At 72.0% G+C, this 17584-nt stretch carries 16 protein-coding genes; 9 read left to right on the forward strand and 7 right to left on the reverse strand.

Translation table 11 applies throughout. From position 1 onward, the window contains the following. Window positions 1-50: 50 nt before the first annotated feature. Window positions 51-1271: a cytochrome P450 gene (locus tag OO52_RS18140; protein ID WP_030648312.1), complete on the forward strand. Its 1221-nt coding sequence runs from the start codon at window positions 51-53 to the stop codon at window positions 1269-1271. Between the two features lie 18 nt (window positions 1272-1289). Here OO52_RS18140 and OO52_RS18145 read toward each other — a convergent pair whose 3' ends face one another. Both OO52_RS18145 and OO52_RS18150 read right to left on the reverse strand, forming a co-directional pair. Next, window positions 1290-2858, reverse strand: coding sequence for an ABC transporter permease (locus OO52_RS18145; RefSeq protein WP_030648315.1), 1569 nt, complete (start codon window positions 2856-2858; stop codon window positions 1290-1292). Beyond that, window positions 2855-3760 carry an ABC transporter ATP-binding protein gene (locus tag OO52_RS18150; RefSeq protein ID WP_030648319.1) on the reverse strand — a complete coding sequence of 302 codons (906 nt, stop codon included), beginning with the start codon at window positions 3758-3760 and terminating at the stop codon, window positions 2855-2857. The genes OO52_RS18145 and OO52_RS18150 overlap by 4 nt, the downstream gene beginning before the upstream one ends. A gap of 73 nt (window positions 3761-3833) precedes the next feature. On the opposite strand from OO52_RS18150, the gene OO52_RS18155 reads away from it, so the two are divergent. Further along, window positions 3834-4325, forward strand: a complete 492-nt coding sequence (locus OO52_RS18155) for a GbsR/MarR family transcriptional regulator (RefSeq protein WP_030648322.1) — start codon at window positions 3834-3836, stop codon at window positions 4323-4325. Here OO52_RS18155 and OO52_RS18160 read toward each other — a convergent pair. Next, the gene (locus OO52_RS18160; protein WP_051818678.1) at window positions 4252-5136 is read right to left on the reverse strand and encodes a hypothetical protein; all 885 of its coding nucleotides are present in this window, start codon (window positions 5134-5136) and stop codon (window positions 4252-4254) included. The genes OO52_RS18155 and OO52_RS18160 overlap by 74 nt on opposite strands. A gap of 197 nt (window positions 5137-5333) precedes the next feature. Between OO52_RS18160 and OO52_RS18165 the strand changes: the two genes are divergently transcribed. Further along, the gene (locus OO52_RS18165) at window positions 5334-6617 is read left to right on the forward strand and encodes an adenylosuccinate synthase (RefSeq protein WP_030648326.1); all 1284 of its coding nucleotides are present in this window, start codon (window positions 5334-5336) and stop codon (window positions 6615-6617) included. Between the two features lie 84 nt (window positions 6618-6701). Here the strand turns inward: OO52_RS18165 and OO52_RS18170 are convergent, their stop codons facing one another. From OO52_RS18170 to OO52_RS18180, 3 genes are all read right to left on the reverse strand, one after another. Next, the gene (locus OO52_RS18170) at window positions 6702-7352 is read right to left on the reverse strand and encodes a hypothetical protein (RefSeq protein ID WP_030648329.1); all 651 of its coding nucleotides are present in this window, start codon (window positions 7350-7352) and stop codon (window positions 6702-6704) included. 121 nt (window positions 7353-7473) lie between these two features. After that, window positions 7474-8169: a GntR family transcriptional regulator gene (locus OO52_RS18175; protein WP_030648332.1), complete on the reverse strand. Its 696-nt coding sequence runs from the start codon at window positions 8167-8169 to the stop codon at window positions 7474-7476. 126 nt (window positions 8170-8295) lie between these two features. Further along, window positions 8296-9651, reverse strand: a complete 1356-nt coding sequence (locus tag OO52_RS18180; protein WP_030648335.1) for an aspartate aminotransferase family protein — start codon at window positions 9649-9651, stop codon at window positions 8296-8298. A 195-nt stretch (window positions 9652-9846) separates the two neighbouring features. Between OO52_RS18180 and OO52_RS18185 the strand changes: the two genes are divergently transcribed. Next, on the forward strand, window positions 9847-11727 hold the full coding sequence (locus tag OO52_RS18185) for a serine/threonine-protein kinase (RefSeq protein WP_030648338.1): 1881 nt from the start codon (window positions 9847-9849) through the stop codon (window positions 11725-11727). A gap of 142 nt (window positions 11728-11869) precedes the next feature. Beyond that, window positions 11870-13399: a substrate-binding domain-containing protein gene (locus tag OO52_RS18190; RefSeq protein ID WP_030648341.1), complete on the forward strand. Its 1530-nt coding sequence runs from the start codon at window positions 11870-11872 to the stop codon at window positions 13397-13399. A gap of 43 nt (window positions 13400-13442) precedes the next feature. Here the strand turns inward: OO52_RS18190 and OO52_RS18195 are convergent, their stop codons facing one another. After that, window positions 13443-14192 (reverse strand): SLATT domain-containing protein, encoded by a 750-nt coding sequence (locus OO52_RS18195; protein ID WP_030648344.1) that lies wholly within the window; start codon window positions 14190-14192, stop codon window positions 13443-13445. A gap of 250 nt (window positions 14193-14442) precedes the next feature. Here OO52_RS18195 and OO52_RS18200 point away from each other — a divergent pair, with 250 nt between their 5' ends. The 4 genes from OO52_RS18200 (at window position 14443) to OO52_RS18215 (ending at window position 17568) form a co-directional block, all read left to right on the forward strand. Beyond that, entirely contained in the window at window positions 14443-14787 is a 345-nt protein-coding gene (locus tag OO52_RS18200) for a YbaB/EbfC family nucleoid-associated protein (RefSeq protein WP_030648347.1), read from the forward strand. Between the two features lie 73 nt (window positions 14788-14860). Next, complete coding sequence (recR, locus tag OO52_RS18205) at window positions 14861-15460, forward strand: recombination mediator RecR (protein ID WP_030342446.1); 600 nt, start codon at window positions 14861-14863, stop codon at window positions 15458-15460. Beyond that, window positions 15453-16115 carry a DUF5063 domain-containing protein gene (locus tag OO52_RS18210; RefSeq protein ID WP_030648350.1) on the forward strand — a complete coding sequence of 221 codons (663 nt, stop codon included), beginning with the start codon at window positions 15453-15455 and terminating at the stop codon, window positions 16113-16115. The genes recR and OO52_RS18210 overlap by 8 nt, the downstream gene beginning before the upstream one ends. 181 nt (window positions 16116-16296) lie before the next feature. Next, the gene (locus tag OO52_RS18215; protein ID WP_030342449.1) at window positions 16297-17568 is read left to right on the forward strand and encodes an aspartate kinase; all 1272 of its coding nucleotides are present in this window, start codon (window positions 16297-16299) and stop codon (window positions 17566-17568) included. Window positions 17569-17584 lie beyond the last annotated feature (16 nt).

The following is a 17584-nucleotide window of genomic DNA, read 5'->3' on the forward strand; positions in this document are numbered from 1 at the left end:
GAGGCCGGGCACCCTGGTCAGACGTGGGCCCGGCGCGTTAGCGTCCCCGCATGGCAGGCTGCACCGACCTCGCGTTCGATCCCTGGGACCCGGCGTTCGTCGCCGACCCGTACCCGGCCTACGCGGAGCTGCGGGCCCGCGGCCGGGTGATCCGGTACGAGCCGACCGACCAGTGGCTGGTCCCGCACCACGCGGACGTCTCGGCGCTGCTGCGCGACCGCCGGCTGGGCCGGACGTACCAGCACCGGTTCGGCCACGAGGAGTTCGGCCGCACCCCGCCCCCGCCGGAGCACGAGCCGTTCCACACCCTCAACGACCACGGCATGCTCGACCTGGAGCCGCCGGACCACACCCGGATCCGGCGCCTGGTGTCGAAGGCGTTCACGCCGCGCACGGTGGAACGGCTGCGGCCGTATGTGCAGGGCCTGGCGAACGACCTGGTGGCCGCCCTGGTCGGCGACGGCGGCGGTGATCTGCTCACGGACGTGGCGGAGCCGCTGCCGGTGGCCGTGATCGCCGAGATGCTGGGCATCCCGGAGGCGGACCGGGGACAGTTGCGCCCCTGGTCGGCGGACATCTGCGGGATGTACGAGCTGAACCCGTCCGAGGAGACGGCGGCGCGGGCGGTGCGGGCGTCGGTGGAGTTCTCGGACTGTCTGCGGGAGCTGATCGCGGCCCGCCGCAAGGAGCCCGGGGACGACCTGATCTCGGGGCTGATCGCGGCCCACGACGAGGGGGACCGCCTCACGGAGCAGGAGATGATCTCCACGGCGGTGCTGCTCCTCAACGCGGGCCACGAGGCGACGGTCAACGCCACGGTGAACGGCTGGTGGGCGCTGTTCCGCAACCCGGACGAGCTGGCGGCCCTCCGCGCGGACCACTCCCTGATCCCCTCCGCGATCGAGGAGCTGATGCGCTACGACACCCCACTCCAGCTCTTCGAACGCTGGGTCCTGGACGACATCGAGATCGACGGCACGACGATCCCGAGGGGCTCGGAGATCGCCATGCTCTTCGGCTCCGCCAACCACGACCCGGCGGTCTTCACCGACCCCGCCCGCCTGGACCTCACCCGCGAGGAGAACCCGCACATCTCCTTCAGCGCGGGCATCCACTACTGCATCGGCGCCCCCCTGGCCCGCATGGAGCTGGCGGCGTCCATGACGGCCCTCCTCCGGCAGGCCCCGACCCTGACCCTGGCCGAGGAGCCGAAGCGCAAGCCGAACTTCGTGATCCGGGGCCTGGAAGGACTGAGCGTCGAGGTGCGCTGAGCACGCCTGCGCCCTGCCTCAGGCCGTCATGTCCCTCCGTCGCACCCCGGTCAGTCCCGCCCCCGTCAGCAGCGCGGCCGCGCCGAGCAGGGTCAGGACCGGGCCCCACCGCATCTCCCCGCCCGGCAGCTTCGGGAGGTGGGTGAAGGGGGAGAGGTCGAGGACGGACTGGGGGGCGTTCAGGGCCGGGCCCACCCAGCCGAGGAGCAGGAGTGCCACGGCCACGGCCCAGGCGGCCGGGGCCAGGCGGGGGGTCAGGGCGTAGAGGAGCAGGGCCACGGCGCCGGTCAGCCAGATCGCGGGGAGCTGGACGAGGCAGGCCGCCAGGAGGGGGCCCGGCTGTTCGCCGTAGCCGAGGGTGAAGCCCGCGCCGGCCAGGAGCATGAGCAGGGCCGAGCCGCCGTAGGCGATCGTCAGGTGGCTCGCGGCCCACCGCAGGCGGCTCACCGCGCACGCCAGTACCGGTTCCGCGCGGCCCGAGGTCTCCTCGCCGTGCAGGCGCAGCACGGAGGCGACGATGTACAGCGTCGCGACCATGCCGAGCATGCCGGTCATGGAGGCGAGGAACGCGTCCGTGATCCCGCTGTGCCCGCCCATCCGCTCGAAGATCCGCCGCGCGCCCGCGTTGTCGCGGACCAGGTCGGCCGCGCCGTCCGTCAGACCGCCGTAGACCACTCCGGCGAGGAAGAAGCCCGCCGACCAGCCGAGCACGCTGCCGCGTTGCAGCCGCCAGGCCAGCGCGCCCGCCGTGCCGAGGCGGCCGGTGGCCCGTCCGGGCCGGGTGGGCAGGAAGCTCATGCCGATGTCCCGGCGCCCGGTGAGGACGTAGGCCAGCGTGCCCTGGACGACGACGGCCGCCGCGAACAGCCCCAGCACCCACCAGCGTTCGTCCGCGTACGGGCGCACGTTCTCCAGCCAGCCGAGCGGGGACAGCCACGTCAGCGCCGACGAACCGTCGTCCGACACCGAGTCGCCCGCCGCCCGCAGCACGAACGCCGCCCCGAGCACCGCCGCCGTCAGGCCCCGGGCCAGGCGGGCGCTCTCCGTGAGCTGGGCGGTGATCGCCGCCGTCGTCGCGAACAGCAGGCCGGTGCCCGCCACGCCGAGCCCGAAGGCCAGCGCGCCCGTGGTGCCCTGCGCGGACAGTCCGGCGGTGATCAGCAGGGCCAGCAGCGCGTTCGCGGCCCCCGCCGTCAGCAGGGCGGCGGTCAGCGGGGCCCGGCGGCCCACCGCGCCCGAGGACAGCAGCTCCTGGCGGCCGGTCTCCTCCTCGTCCCGGGTGTGGCGGACGACCACGAGAAGGCTCATCACGGCCGCGAGGGCGCCCGCGTAGACGCCGACGCGCCAGGCGGTCAGGGCGCCGAGCGAGTCGTCGAAGACCGGTCCGACGAGCGCGCGCAGCGAACTGTTGGTGCTCATCTGCCGCAGCAGGTCGGCGCGTTGGGCCTCGGTGCCGTAGAGGCTGTTCAGCGACTTCGGCATGGACAGGACCATCAGCGCGTTCACCGCGATCCAGGCCGGGAGCAGGGCGCGGTCGCGGCGCAGCGAGAAGCGCAGCAGCGTGCCGGTGCCGACGAGCGCGGTCATGCCGGCACTCCGTCCGTCCCGGCGTCCTGGTAGTGGCGCAGGAACAGTTCCTCCAGCGTGGGCGGTGTCGAGGTCAGCGACCGCACGCCGGACTCGGTGAGCTGGCGCAGGACGGCGTCCAGCCGGTCGGTGTCGACCTGGAGGCGCACGCGCCGGCCCTGGACGTCGAGGTCGTGGACGCCGGGGAGCCGCGCCAGCCCGTTCGGCGGCCCGGCGAGTTCGGCGGTCACGCTGGTCCGGGTCAGGTGGCGCAGGTCGGCCAGCGTGCCGCTCTCCACCGTGCGGCCCTTGCGGACGATGCTGACCCGGTCGCACAGCCGCTCCACCTCGCCGAGGATGTGGGAGGAGAGCAGGACGGTACGGCCGCGTTCGCGCTCCTCCTCGACGCAGCGCCGGAAGACCTCCTCCATCAGCGGGTCCAGGCCCGAGGTCGGCTCGTCCAGGATCAGCAGGTCGGCGTCGGAGGCGAAGGCGGCGACGAGCGCGACCTTCTGCCGGTTGCCCTTGGAGTACGTCCGGCCCTTCTTGGCCGGGTCCAGCTCGAAGCGGTCGAGCAGTTCGGCGCGCCGGCGCGGGTCGAGTCCCCCGCGCAGCCGGCCGTAGAGGTCGATGACCTCGCCGCCGGAGAGGTTGCGCCACAGGGTGACGTCACCGGGCACGTAGGCGATGCGGCGGTGCACCTCCACCGCGTCCCGCCAGGGGTCGCGGCCCAGCACCTGCGCGGCGCCCGAGTCGGCGCGCAGCAGGCCGAGCAGTACGCGGATCGTGGTGGACTTGCCGGCGCCGTTCGGGCCGAGGAAGCCGTGGACCTCGCCCGCCTCGACGTCCAGGTCGAGGCCGTCCAGCGCATGCGTACGGCCGAAGGACTTGTGCAGCCCGGAGACCGTGATTGCCTTGGTCATGCCACCGAACGTACGCTTCTTTCAGAAATTTGTGAAGTTAAGGAATCAGGTGAACGCCGGATAGGCTGAGGGCATGACGGAGCCGACAACGCGGGACCCGGAGGCGGTCTCACGGTTCGTGGAGCACTTCGCGGCCCAGCTCGTCGAGGCGGGCGTGCCGCGCATGCCGGCCCGCGTCCTCGCCGCGCTGCTCGCCTCGGACACCGGCAGCCTGACCTCCGCCGAGCTGGGCGACCAGTTGATGATCAGCCCGGCGGCCGTCTCCGGTGCCGTGCGCTACCTCGCCCAGGTCCACCTGGTGTCACGCGAGCGGGAGCCCGGCTCCCGACGGGAGCGGTACCGGGTGCACAGCGACCAGTGGTACGAGGCGCTGACCAGCCGCGAGGCGATCATCAAGCGCTGGGAGGACGCCCTGCGGGAGGGCGTCACGAGCCTCGGCGCCGACACCCCGGCGGGGCGCCGGCTCGCGGAGACGCTGGACTTCTTCGAGTTCATCGAGCGGGACGTGGCGGGGATGATGGAACGCTGGCGGGTGTACCGGGAGAAGAAGTACGGGGCAGCGTGAGCGCCCACGCGCCCTGCATCACCCGCCACGTCCGTCTCCGTACCGGGCCCGAGACCGCCGCGTCCGCCCGGTAGCGGAAGTCCGCTCCCGTGACCGTCACCGTGTGGCCGGAGGCCAGCAGCGGGGTGGCCTCCGCGCCCACCGACAGGGGCCGCACCTCCACCGAGGCCGTCCCGGTCCGGCCCGGTGTCACCGACACCGCCTCCACCGGCTGGTCCAGGTCGACCACCGTCTCCCCGTCCACCTCCACCCGCAGCCGGGTCACGCGCGGGGACGGTACGGCGGACAGGCGGGCGGGGCGGGGCGCGAGGGTGCGGACCAGCGAGCGGTACCAGGGCCGGTCCGGGGCGAGCGGGACCGGCTCGGCGGGAGCCGGCCGCGTCGGCGGGATGCCCAGCGCGCCCAGCACGACCCCGTCGCTGTCGTCCACGAGCAGGTCCAGCCGCCGTTCGGCGCCGTCCAGGACCGCCCGCGCCGCCGCCACCGTCCCGCCGGGCACCCCGAGCGACTCGGCGAGCGTCGCGGCCCCCACCGGCACCACCGACAGCGCGCATCCGGCCAGCTCCCGCTGCCGGTGCAGCAGGGTGACGGCCCGCACCAGCGCCCGGTCGTCACCGATCACGACCGGCCGCCGGGACCCCCTTCGGCCGAGCGCGCGGGCGAATTCCTCCGGCCCGTCCGGCAGGCACACCTTCGTCGCCGCACCCGCGCTGAGCACGTCTTTCGCGATCCGTACGGACTCTCCGTCCGCATGCCGTGCCGCCGGATCGATGATCACCAGCAGCTGATCGGACGTCGCGAAAGTCGCCACCTCGGTCCTGCCTCGCTTCCTCGGGTAGCATCTTTGTGCAAGAGCCCCTTGCGCTATTGCGCCAGGGGCTTCGTCTATTCCGGGGCATCCGGTCCGACGGTTGTGCGACCAACGGCGGTCGCGGTGGTACGCGGCGGTGAACCTTACGCCCAAGCTCCCGACCTTGGACATGCCCCGCCCGGAAGGGGTGTACGCGCGTGCCCGCACTTGTGCTGCTCGGTGCTCAGTGGGGTGACGAAGGCAAGGGAAAGGCGACGGACCTGCTCGGTGGCTCCGTCGATTATGTGGTGCGTTACCAGGGTGGCAACAACGCCGGCCACACGGTCGTCGTGGGCGACCAGAAGTACGCGCTCCACCTCCTCCCTTCCGGAATCCTGTCGCCCGGCTGTACGCCGGTCATCGGTAACGGTGTCGTCGTCGACCCGTCGGTCCTGCTCTCCGAGCTGAGCGGTCTGAACGAGCGTGGCGTCGACACGTCAAAGCTCCTGATCAGCGGTAACGCGCACATCATCACGCCGTACAACGTGACCGTCGACAAGGTGACGGAACGCTTCCTCGGCAAGCGCAAGATCGGTACGACCGGGCGCGGCATCGGCCCGACCTACGCCGACAAGATCAACCGCGTGGGCATCCGGGTCCAGGACCTCTACGACGAGTCGATCCTGACCCAGAAGGTCGAGGCGGCCCTCGACGTCAAGAACCAGATCCTCACCAAGCTCTACAACCGGCGCGCGATCGCCGTGAGCCAGGTGGTGGAGGAGCTGCTGGGCTACGCGGAGAAGATCGAGCCGTACGTCGCCGACACGGTCCTGGTCCTCAACCAGGCCCTGGAGGACGACAAGGTCGTCCTCTTCGAGGGCGGCCAGGGCACGCTGCTGGACATCGACCACGGCACGTACCCCTTCGTGACCTCGTCGAACCCGACGGCCGGCGGCGCCTGCACCGGTGCCGGCGTGGGCCCGACGAAGATCAGCCGGGTCATCGGCATCCTCAAGGCCTACACGACCCGCGTCGGCGCGGGCCCGTTCCCGACCGAGCTGTTCGACGAGGACGGCGAGGCCCTGCGCCGCATCGGCGGCGAGCGCGGTGTCACCACCGGCCGTGACCGCCGCTGCGGCTGGTTCGACGCGGTCATCGCCCGCTACGCGACCCGCGTCAACGGCCTGACCGACTTCTTCCTCACCAAGCTGGACGTCCTCACCGGCTGGGAGCAGATCCCGGTCTGCGTGGCCTACGAGATCGACGGCAAGCGCGTCGAGGAACTGCCGTACTCCCAGACCGACTTCCACCACGCGAAGCCGGTCTACGAGATGCTGCCGGGCTGGAGCGAGGACATCAGCAAGGCGAAGTCCTTCTCCGACCTCCCGAAGAACGCCCAGAACTACGTCAAGGCGCTGGAGGAGATGTCCGGCGCGCCGATCTCCGCGATCGGCGTGGGCCCGGGCCGCGACGAGACGATCGAGATCAACTCGTTCCTCTGAGCGGGGCTTTCCGAGGACCCGGGGATCTGACGGGACGGCCGGTGCGGTGACCCGGGCCGGCCTTCCCGCCCCCGGCGTCGGACGTCAGCTGAACACGATCATCGAGCCCTGTGCCAGTGAGCGGGTCGCCGCCGCGTGCAGGCCCAGCCAGACGTGGCGTTCGCGGGCGAAGGGGCTGGGGTCGTAGGGGGCCGGAACGGCCGGTTCCTCCAGCTCCGTGGGGGCCGTGGGCGCGGCGGGGGGCGCCGGGGGGTTCGCCGGGTCGATGCCGATGGTCGGGGCGACGAGCTGGAGTTCCCGCAGCAGCGTCTGCGACGAGCCCAACGGGCCGCCGCCCGCGAGCAGTTCGTCGTTCGACAGCGGGTGCGGGAAGTCCACGGGGACGTACGCGCCCGCGTGGTCGTAGTGCCAGACCAGGTGCGACTGCTGGGCGGTCGACTCGAACATCTCCAGCAACTGCTCGTAGTCGCCGCCGAGTTCGTCCACCGGGGTCACCGGCAGGCCGCAGACCTGGAGCAGGTAGGCGCGGCGCAGGAAGTGCAGCGCGTCGTAGTCGAAACCGGCGACCGGGGCGACGTCGCCGGACAGGCCCGGCATGTACTGGTACACCGGCACCGGCGGCAGGCCGGCCTCGGCGAGAGCCTTGTTGTACTGCGCGAGTTCCTCGGCGAAGGGGTTGTCCGGGGTGTGGCACAACACGTCCACGAGCGGTACCAGCCACAGGTCACAGGCCAAAAGAGGGCTCCTACATCGGCAGGCGCGCGGTCACGCACGGCAGCAGGTGGTCAGGGAAGGGTAGTCGGTACGGACCCGGGGCGGCTCCCCTCGTACGCACAGGACGGGCCGTACCGGTCACTTACCCGTTGGTCAGGTGTTCCAGCAGAGCCAGCGAGTCGGCGTTCGAGGCGGCCACGATCGCGCGGGCCGTCTCGGCCTCGCGCCGGGCGAGCGCGTCGACCAGCTCGGTGTGCCCGGACCAGAGCCGGCCGCGCAGGTCGGGCAGGCGCAGCAGGTGCTGCACCACGCAGACCCAGGACTGCACACGGAGGCGGTGCAGGAAGTCGCCGAGGTAGGGGTTGCCGAAGAGGACGCTCAGTTCGCGCCAGAAGCGGAGGTCGTAGCCGATGAGGACCGTGAGGTCGCCGGCGCTCGCGGCCCGCTGGGCCTCCTCGCCGCGGCGGCGCACGGTGGCCAGGGCGGCGGCCGTGCGGGGGTCCTCGGGCGGGGTGCGGAAGGCGGGGTGGCCGGCGGTGAGGGCCTGGAACATGCCGTCGGTGACCAGGCTGCGCGCCTCGATCATGTTCCGGTAGTCGGTGACCGAGTACTCGGGCACGCGGAAGCCGCGGTGCTGGTCGGCCTCCAGGATGCCCTGCGCGGACAGGTCGACCAGCGCCTCGCGGACGGGGGTGGCGGAGACGCCGTACTGGTCGGCTATCTCCTTCACGGTGAACGCCCGGCCGGGGCGCAGCCGGCCCGCCAGCACCTCGTCGCGGAGCGCGTCCGCGATCTGCTGGCGCAGGGTGCTGCGCGTCACGGTGCCGTTGCCGGGCATGTCCGTGCCTCTCCTCACGCGTCCGGGTGACGTACTCGTACGGACTCGCGATCTACGCGGGTCGCTGTTGCTTACGAGCACGTCACCTTACGCGTTCGGACCCGCCCGGCGGCAGGCACGGTACGGTCACACGGTGTGTTCGTCGGCGACGCTCAACGCGGCGTCGAGCGCGGCCAGGCCCTCCTTCAGCTCGGCCTCGCTCGCGTTGCACGGCGGGACGACGTGGGTGCGGTTCATGTTCACGAAGGGCCACAGGCCGTGCCGCTTGGCGGCGGCCGTGAACGCGGCCATGGGGGCGTTTGCCTCACCGGCCGCGTTGTACGGCACCAGCGGCTCGCGGGTCTCCCGGTTCCTCACCAGGTCCAGCGCCCAGAACATGCCGACACCGCGCACCTCGCCGACGCTCGGGTGCCGCTTCGCCAGCTCGGCGAGGCCGGGTCCGACGACGGTCTCGCCGAGCCGCTTGGCGTTCTCCACGACGCCCTCCTCCGCCATCACGTTGATCGTGGCGACGGCGGCGGCGCAGGCCAGCGGGTGGCCGGAGTAGGTGAGGCCGCCGGGGTAGGGGCGCTTGCCGAAGGTCTCCGCGATCTCCTGCGAGACGGCCACACCGCCGAGCGGGACGTAACCGGAGTTCACGCCCTTGGCGAAGGTCATCAGGTCCGGGGTCACGTCGAACAGGTCCGCCGCGAACCACTCGCCGGTCCGGCCGAAGCCGGCCATGACCTCGTCCAGGACGAAGACGATGCCGTACTTGTCGCACAGCTCGCGCACCCCGGCCAGGTAGCCGGGCGGCGGCACCATGATGCCGGCGGTGCCCGGGATGGTCTCCAGGACGATCGCCGCGATGGTCGCCGGGCCCTCGAAGGCGATCGTCGTCTCCAGGTGCTCCAGCGCCCGGGCGCACTCCTGCTCCTCGGTCTCGGCGTAGAAGCGGGAGCGGTACAGGAACGGCGCCCAGAAGTGGACGACGCCGGCGGCGGCGCCGTCGGAGGCCCAGCGGCGCGGGTCACCGGTGATGTTGATGGCCTGCTGGGTGCCGCCGTGGTACGAGCGGTAGGCCGAGAGCACCTTCGGGCGGCCCGTGTGCAGCCGGGCCATGCGCACCGCGTGCTCGACGGCGTCGGCGCCGCCGTTGGTGAAGAAGATCTTGTCCAGGTCGCCGGGGGTGCGTTCGGCGATCAGCCGGGCCGCCTCCGAGCGGGCCTCGACGGCGAACGCGGGCGCGAACGTCGTCAGCTTCGCCGCCTGCTCCTGGATCGCCGCGACGACCTTCGGGTGCTGGTAGCCGATGTTGGTGAAGACGAGTCCGCTGGTGAAGTCCAGGTACCGCGTGCCGTCGTAGTCCCAGAAGTACGACCCCTCGGCGCCGGCGACGGCGAGCGGGTCGATGAGGTCCTGGGCCGACCAGGAGTGGAAGACGTGCGCACGGTCCGCGGCCTTCACCGCGGCGCCGGCTTCGGGGCTGGGCTGAGGGGTCATGCGGCCGAGCGTAGATGTCCGCGATGCGGAAGGCCTATCGGCGTCCTGTTCCGTGGACGGGGGGAAAGCGCGACAGGTTGTCGACGGTCGATGGACGGCGGTGGATGGACGGTGGATCGCCGGGGGAGGGGGCCCTCGTCGTACCACCGCACTATTCTCGGTCGTCGCAGACCTATGGGGGGAAGGCGGACGCGGATGGAGAAGCTGGGGGCTGGGGATCCGCTGGGGGTACCCCCGGCCGGAGGCTGGGGGAGGATCGGGGCCTACCGGCTGCTGGCGCGGCTCGGCGCCGGCGGCATGGGCGAGGTGTACCTGGCCCGGTCGGACCGGGGGCGGACGGTCGCGGTGAAGCTCGTCCGGGAGGAGCTTGCCGCGCAGGAGGAGTTCCGGGCGCGGTTCCGGCAGGAGGTGCTGGCCGCGCGCCGGGTCGGCGGGTACTGGACCGCGCCCGTGCTGGACGCGGACACCGAGGCGGCCGTGCCGTGGGTGGCGACCGGGTACGTGGCCGGGCCGAGTCTCCAGCAGGTCGTCGGACACGACCACGGGGCGCTGCCCGAGCGGTCGGTACGCATCCTCGCGGCGGGGCTCGCGCACGCGCTGAAGGACATCCACGCGGCCGGGATCGTGCACCGGGACCTCAAGCCGTCCAACGTGCTCGTGACCATCGACGGACCCCGCGTGATCGACTTCGGGATCGCCCGCGCGCGGGAGACGGCGACCGCGGGCGGTGAGGGGCTCACCCGGGCCGGGGCGCTCGTCGGGTCGCCGGGGTTCATGGCGCCCGAGCAGGTGCGGGGCGACCGGATCACACCGGCGTGCGACGTGTTCTGCCTCGGGTCCGTGCTGGCGTACGCGGCGACCGGGACGCTGCCCTTCGGCAACGCCGACAGCGGCGCGCACGCGCTGATGTTCCGGATCGCCCAGGAGGAGCCGGACCTCACCGGGGTGCCGGAGGGGATCGCCGACCTGGTGCGGGACTGCCTGCGCAAGGAGCCGGGAGCCCGGCCCTCGCTGGACGCGATCCTGGAGCGGACCGGGGTGGAGGACACCGTGGCCGAGGGGCGGTCCCGGGACCCTTGGCTGCCGAGTTCGCTGGTCGCGCAGCTCGGGCGGCACGCGGTGCGGTTGCTGGAGGTCGAGAATCCGGAGGGGGGTGCGGGCCCGGCGTCCGGTCCGGGCGGGGAGCCCGAGCATGCCGCCGTCTCCGACGGCGGGGACGCCGGAAGCACCGACCGCCTGCCCACCGTGGTCTCCGCCCAGGCTCCTCCGCCGCCCGGCGTGCCGCCCGCGGCCCCCGGGTTCGGACCGGCGTACGGCGTGCCGCAGCCCCAGCCGTCGTATCCGCAGCAGCAGTACCCGCAGCAGCCGTATCCGCAGCAGCCCTACGCGCAACCGCATCCGCCGCACCCGCAGCCCGTCGGCCACGGGTATCCGCCGCCCGGGTCCACCCCGCCGTACGGGCCGCCCACCGTCGGCGTCCCGGTGGACCCCGAGCGGCGCAGCGGGCGGTCCACCGCGCTGCTCGTCGTGATCGCCCTGGTCGTCGCGCTGGGCGCGGGCGGTTCGGTGTACGCGCTGATGCGGAACGGCGGCGGGACCGATGACAAGGGCGGCGGCACGGTCGGCCCGGCGCCCACCGTCACCTCCGGCTCGCCGGACGACTCCGGCACGCCGTCCCCGTCCGGAACGGAGGAGCCGTCCCCCTCCGCCTCCACGGCCGGCGCGGTGCCGGACGCCTATCTGGGCACCTGGCGGACGACCATCGACAACGCGGCCGGTGCCAACACTCGTGAACTGACCATCCGCCAGGGCGAGGTGGGCGACACCGTGCTGACGCTGGTCGCGGACGGGCCGACCGAGGGCGGTGGGTCGTACCACTGCGTCTTCGAGGCGGAGCTGGCCGAACAGCCCGGTGCGGACGGGCCGTTGGAGATCGGGCCGTCCACCGTGACCACCGGCGAGCCCGCCTCCTCCTGCACCCCGGGCGAGGCCACCGAGGTCACCCTGCTGCCGGACGGACGGCTGAAGCGGGCGAAGGCGAGCGGCGGGGAGAGCCTGACGTACAGCAAGGACTGACCGTGACGGCCGGCAACGAGCGCTGCTCGCAAAGTAGTTGAACGTCGGGCGAACGTTCGTGGACCGGACCCGACGGGGCCCGTTCGCGCGCGTACCGTGACTCCACCATCATCCGGCTCCGGGGAGTGGCGGGGGCACCCACATGGAGTGGCTGAGCGCGGAGAACGTCGTCGCCGTCGGCACCGCGGTGCTGGGCATCGCCGCGTCCGCGGGCATGGTCTGGTACGAGCGCCGGGTGCCGCGGCGCAAGAGGATCGGCTACCGGGTGCAGATGGACAACCCGATAGGCGACGACGTGCGGTCCGGGCGGGTCAACCGGCGGCTCGGGCTCTTCCTCGAAGCGCCCGGCATGGAGGACGCCACGCTCGTCCTGCTGCGCGTCGAGAACGACGGCTCGCAGGGCATCGACCGCGACGACTACACCAGCCCCGAACGGCACGGGCTCACCGCGGTCTTCACCGACCGGACCATCCGGGGCGTCTCGGTGACCCAGCCCACCGACACCGACCACCTGATGGACCACTTCACCGCCGAGCGCGGCTTCGGCTACGAGGGCAACGCCCTGCGCATCCCGCGCGTCCCGCTCAACAAGGGCGACCACTTCAAGCTGCTGGTGCTGCTGTCCGGCGGTGACGTGGGCCGGGGGATCCGGCTGATCGGCGGGATCCGGGAGGGCGAGGTCCACCCCAACCGCAGCGCCACCCCCGACGACAAGCCGCCCCTGTTCAGCCGTGCCTCCCGGCTCATCACCATCATGCTCACGGTGTGCGTGATGACCCTCGCCGGCATCGTCGTGGCCCGGGACGACAGCCCGCCGCCGGTCGGCTGCGAGCAGGGCGGGCTGACCGTGATCGGCTCGACGGCCTTCGCGCCGGTGCTGCGGGAGGTGGCGAAGGAGTACGAGGAGGACTGCGAGGGCGCGGACATCGCCGTCGACGTCCACGGGTCCACCGCCGGCATCCGGGAGCTGGCGGCGGCCGGGGCGGCGGCGCAGGGGAAGGGGGCGCCGGCGGTCGTCGCCTTCTCGGACGGGCCCAAGCCCGGCGACATGCCCGAGCTGCGCGAGACCCGGGTCGCGCTGTCCGTGTTCGCGCTGGTGGTCAACGACGACGTGGGCGTACGCGACCTGTCCACCGCGGACGTGCGCGGGCTGTACCAGGGGCGGATCCGCGACTGGGCGCGGCTGGGCGGGCGGTCGCTGCCGGTCCACCTGGTCAGCCGGGACGCCAACTCCGGGACCCGGCAGGTCTTCCAGCGGCGGGTGCTGGGACGGGGCGAGATGGCGAACTCGTCCGTCGACTGCGTCCACAAGGACTATCCGTCGGCGCCGGTGACCCGCTGTGAGCTGGACTCCACCGACCAGGTGCTGGCGAAGGTGGCCGGACTGCCCGGCGCCGTCGGCTACAGCGAGCTGAACCTGGCGCTGCGGGCGAAGGGGGTGCGCGTGCTGAGCCTCGACGGCGGCGCGCCCTCCGTCGACGCCATCGAGCACGGGCGCAGCGGGTATCCGTACCGGGAGATCGAGTACGCCTACACCTACGGCAGCCCGCCCGCCGACTCCCTCGCCTCCAGCTTCCTGACGTACCTGTCCCGGGGGAACGGCCAGTCCATCATCCGCACCCATGGACACGTGCCGTGCTGGACACCGGAGGGGATGAAACTGTGCGCGTAGCTTCCGGCTGATCGCGTAGGTCCCCGCGCCCCTTTCGGGGTGCTCACCGCGGCTCCGGTGGCCGTTGCCGGGGCATGTTGGGGCGGCTCCCGTTCGCCGGGGGGAGGGGGAAGCGGGCCCCCGGGCCCCCGGTCTCCTGGCGGGGCACCGTCGCCACCGCCGTCTGGATGCCCAGCGGGGCGGACCCCGTGCGGAACTCCACCATCCAGTCGGTCGTCTCCGTGCGCACCAGCTCCGTGACGTCCTCCGAGAACCGGCGCAGCACCGACAGGCACCGCTCGGCCGCCTCGCTCGCCGTGCCCTCCGCCGGCCCCAGCACCTCCCGCACGCACTCCGACGCCCAGTCGAACTGCAACGCCTGGAGCCGCCGGTGCACCGCCTGGGCCGTGGCCACGTCCCTTATCCACCCGGACGTGACCCCGAAGAACCGGTCGATGCCGACGCAGGACACCGCGAGCAGCAGCGCCAGACAGCCCCAGGGCGCCACCCCGCCGGCCACCCCCGTCAGATCCAGCAGCGGCAGCGCCGCCCCGGCCACGGCCCCGGCCGCCGCCCCGACCCGCAGCACGCGCGCCCCGCGCCGCTTCCACACCCGGTCCCGCAGATACCAGGCGGCCGTCTCCAGTGCCCGCCGCTCCACCCACCGGTACAGCTCGTCCAGGCGCTCGGCGGGCTCGCCCCAGTCCCCGAGCGGAAAGGCCCGCCCGGTCAGATCGCCCGGCCGCAGCCCGGCCGCACCCTCGCCCCGCCCGTCCTGAGGCGGACCCTCGGGCTGCATCTCCGGCTGACCCACCCGGCACTCCCTACTGATCACGACCGGTCACGTTGCGTGACATTCCCTGCCGACGCGCGGCCACCTTCCTACCGCCCAACGGGTGGCGGAGAGGGGGCTTTCCCGGCTTTTCCGCCCGTAAGAGGGCCTTGATCAGGTATAGGACTCACGTTGTTCTCACTCGAAAGAGTGGCGGAGCAGTGGCCGCGTGGACCACGTAGGCTCATTCCCGACGGAGAAAAACGTCGGAGAAGACGGCGAGGAGCTGATCGTGATCCCCGGTGGTGGCCAGCCCAACATGCAGCAGTTGCTCCAGCAGGCCCAGAAGATGCAGCAGGACCTGCAGCGGGCCCAGGAGGAACTGGCGAACACGGAGGTCGACGGGCAGGCGGGCGGCGGTCTGGTGAAGGCCACCGTCACCGGCTCCGGTGAGCTGCGGGCGCTCAAGATCGACCCGAAGGCGGTGGACCCGGAGGACACCGAGACCCTCGCCGACCTCATCGTGGCGGCCGTCCAGGCGGCCAACGAGAACGCGCAGGCGCTCCAGCAGCAGAAGCTCGGCCCGCTGGCCCAGGGGCTGGGCGGCGGCAGCGGTATCCCAGGCCTGCCGTTCTGACGCCTCCGCCTTCCGGGCGGAGGCGCGAGGCAACTACCGTACGTACCGAAAGGTCTCCAGGAAGGGCAGTCCGTTGTACGAAGGCGTGGTCCAGGACCTCATCGACGAGCTGGGGCGGCTTCCCGGCGTCGGTCCCAAGAGCGCGCAGCGGATCGCCTTCCACATCCTGCAGGCCGAGCCGACGGACGTGAAGCGGCTCGCGCAGGCACTCCTGGAGGTGAAGGCGAAGGTCCGCTTCTGCGCGACCTGCGGCAACGTGGCGCAGGAGGAGCTGTGCGGCATCTGCCGCGACCCGCGCCGCGACCCCTCCGTCATCTGTGTGGTGGAGGAGCCGAAGGACGTCGTCGCGATCGAGCGCACCCGTGAGTTCCGGGGGCGGTACCACGTGCTCGGCGGCGCGATCAGCCCGATCGAGGGCGTGGGACCCGACGACCTGCGTATACGGGAACTTCTCGCGCGGTTGGCCGACGGGACGGTCACGGAACTGATCCTGGCCACGGACCCGAATCTGGAAGGCGAGGCGACGGCGACCTACCTCGCCCGCATGATCAAGCCCATGGGCCTGAAGGTCACCCGCCTGGCCAGCGGCCTCCCGGTGGGTGGCGACCTGGAATACGCGGACGAGGTGACCCTCGGCCGCGCCTTCGAGGGGAGACGACTCCTAGATGTCTGACGCCACACTGCACGCCTCGACGCAGAACCCGGACGACTTCGTGGTCCAGATCGCGGACCAGGTCGAGAGCTTCCTGGTGGCCGTCACGGAGGTGGCGAAGGGCGACGAGCCCGAATCGGCGGTTCCCTTCCTCCTCCTTGAGGTCTCCCAGCTCCTGCTGGCCGGCGGCCGGCTGGGCGCCCACGAGGACATCGTCCCCGAGGAGCGCTACGAGCCCGACCCGGGTCCCGAACCGGACGTGGACGAGCTGCGCGAGAACTACGCCCGGCTCCTGGACCCGATCGACGTCTACTCCGAGGTCTTCGACCCCTACGAGCCCCGCAAGGCGCCGGTGCCGGCCCGGATCTCCGACGACCTCGCCGACATCATCGCCGACCTCCGCCACGGCATGGTCCACTACCGCGCCGGCCGCACCACCGAGGCCCTGTGGTGGTGGCAGTTCTCCTACTTCTCCAACTGGGGCCCGACGGCCTCCGCGGTGCTGCGCGCCCTCCAGTCCGTCCTCATCCACGTCCGCCTCAACCAGCCCCTGGAGGAACTGGACGGCCTCGACACCGACCAGGCCGCCATGGGCGACGAGACCCTGGAGTTCGAGGCGGGCCGCGTCATGGCCGAGGAGATCGGCGCCCCCCTGGGAATCCGCCGGGGGCAGTAGCCGGCCCGGAGGTGTCCGGGCCCGGCGCGCTGTGAGCCAGGGCACTTTCCGAGTGGTGCGCCGATCGCTGGGCAGGGGTCGAGACCGGGCGGTCGGATGTCTCACCATGCGGGAGCAGGGTGGTGGAATTCGGACGCTCGATAGACTGAGCCGACACAAACGAACCGAGCGAGGAGCGCACGTGGGCCTTGTCGTGCAGAAGTACGGAGGCTCCTCCGTAGCCGATGCCGAAGGCATCAAGCGCGTCGCCAAGCGGATCGTGGAAGCGAAGAAGAACGGCAACCAGGTTGTCGTCGTCGTTTCCGCGATGGGCGACACGACGGACGAGCTGATCGATCTCGCCGAGCAGGTCTCTCCCATGCCTGCCGGGCGGGAGTTCGACATGCTGCTGACCGCCGGAGAGCGGATCTCCATGGCCCTGCTGGCGATGGCGATCAAAAACCTGGGCCACGAGGCCCAGTCCTTCACCGGCAGCCAGGCAGGCGTCATCACCGACTCGGTCCACAACAAAGCCCGGATCATCGACGTCACGCCGGGCCGGATCCGCACCGCGCTGGACGAGGGCAACATCGCCATCGTCGCCGGTTTCCAGGGCGTCAGCCAGGACAAGAAGGACATCACCACCCTCGGGCGCGGTGGGTCCGACACGACGGCCGTGGCGCTCGCCGCCGCGCTCGACGCCGAGGTCTGCGAGATCTACACGGACGTCGACGGCGTGTTCACCGCCGACCCGCGCGTGGTGAAGAAGGCGAAGAAGATCGACTGGATCTCCTTCGAGGACATGCTGGAGCTCGCGGCCTCCGGCTCCAAGGTGCTGCTCCACCGCTGTGTGGAGTACGCCCGCCGCTACAACATCCCGATCCACGTCCGGTCGTCCTTCAGCGGACTCCAGGGCACGTGGGTCAGCAGTGAGCCGATTGGGGACAAGAAGGTGGAGCAGGCCATCATCTCCGGTGTCGCGCACGACACCTCCGAGGCCAAGATCACGGTCGTCGGCGTGCCGGACAAGCCGGGTGAGGCCGCCGCGATCTTCCGGACCATCGCCGATGCCGAGATCAACATCGACATGGTCGTGCAGAACGTGTCCGCCGCGTCCACCGGCCTGACGGACATCTCCTTCACCCTGCCGAAGACCGAGGGCCGCAAGGCCATCGACGCGCTGGAGAAGAACCGCTCCGGCATCGGCTTCGACTCCCTGCGCTACGACGACCAGATCGGCAAGATCTCCCTGGTCGGCGCCGGTATGAAGACCAACCCGGGCGTCACCGCCGCGTTCTTCGAGGCGCTCAGCGACGCCGGTGTGAACATCGAGCTGATCTCGACCTCCGAGATCCGCATCTCGGTGGTCACCCGCGCCGACGACGTGCCGGAGGCCGTCCGTGCCGTCCACACCGCCTTCGGTCTGGACTCCGACAGCGACGAGGCCGTCGTCTACGGCGGCACCGGCCGATGAGCCGGGACACGCGCCG

It is taken from the genome of Streptomyces flaveolus (assembly GCF_000716535.1).
Taxonomy (GTDB): domain Bacteria; phylum Actinomycetota; class Actinomycetes; order Streptomycetales; family Streptomycetaceae; genus Streptomyces; species Streptomyces flaveolus_A.

Coding starts and splice junctions, on each gene's coding strand:
- OO52_RS18140 (WP_030648312.1), top strand. CDS start 51: ATGGCAGGCTGCACCGACCTCGCGTTCGATCCCTGGGACCCGGCGTTC.
- OO52_RS18190 (WP_030648341.1), top strand. CDS start 11,870: ATGGAGTGGCTGAGCGCGGAGAACGTCGTCGCCGTCGGCACCGCGGTG.
- OO52_RS18185 (WP_030648338.1), top strand. CDS start 9,847: ATGGAGAAGCTGGGGGCTGGGGATCCGCTGGGGGTACCCCCGGCCGGA.
- OO52_RS18175 (WP_030648332.1), bottom strand. CDS start 8,169: ATGCCCGGCAACGGCACCGTGACGCGCAGCACCCTGCGCCAGCAGATC.
- OO52_RS18180 (WP_030648335.1), bottom strand. CDS start 9,651: ATGACCCCTCAGCCCAGCCCCGAAGCCGGCGCCGCGGTGAAGGCCGCG.
- OO52_RS18210 (WP_030648350.1), top strand. CDS start 15,453: ATGTCTGACGCCACACTGCACGCCTCGACGCAGAACCCGGACGACTTC.
- OO52_RS18155 (WP_030648322.1), top strand. CDS start 3,834: ATGACGGAGCCGACAACGCGGGACCCGGAGGCGGTCTCACGGTTCGTG.
- OO52_RS18150 (WP_030648319.1), bottom strand. CDS start 3,760: ATGACCAAGGCAATCACGGTCTCCGGGCTGCACAAGTCCTTCGGCCGT.
- OO52_RS18145 (WP_030648315.1), bottom strand. CDS start 2,858: ATGACCGCGCTCGTCGGCACCGGCACGCTGCTGCGCTTCTCGCTGCGC.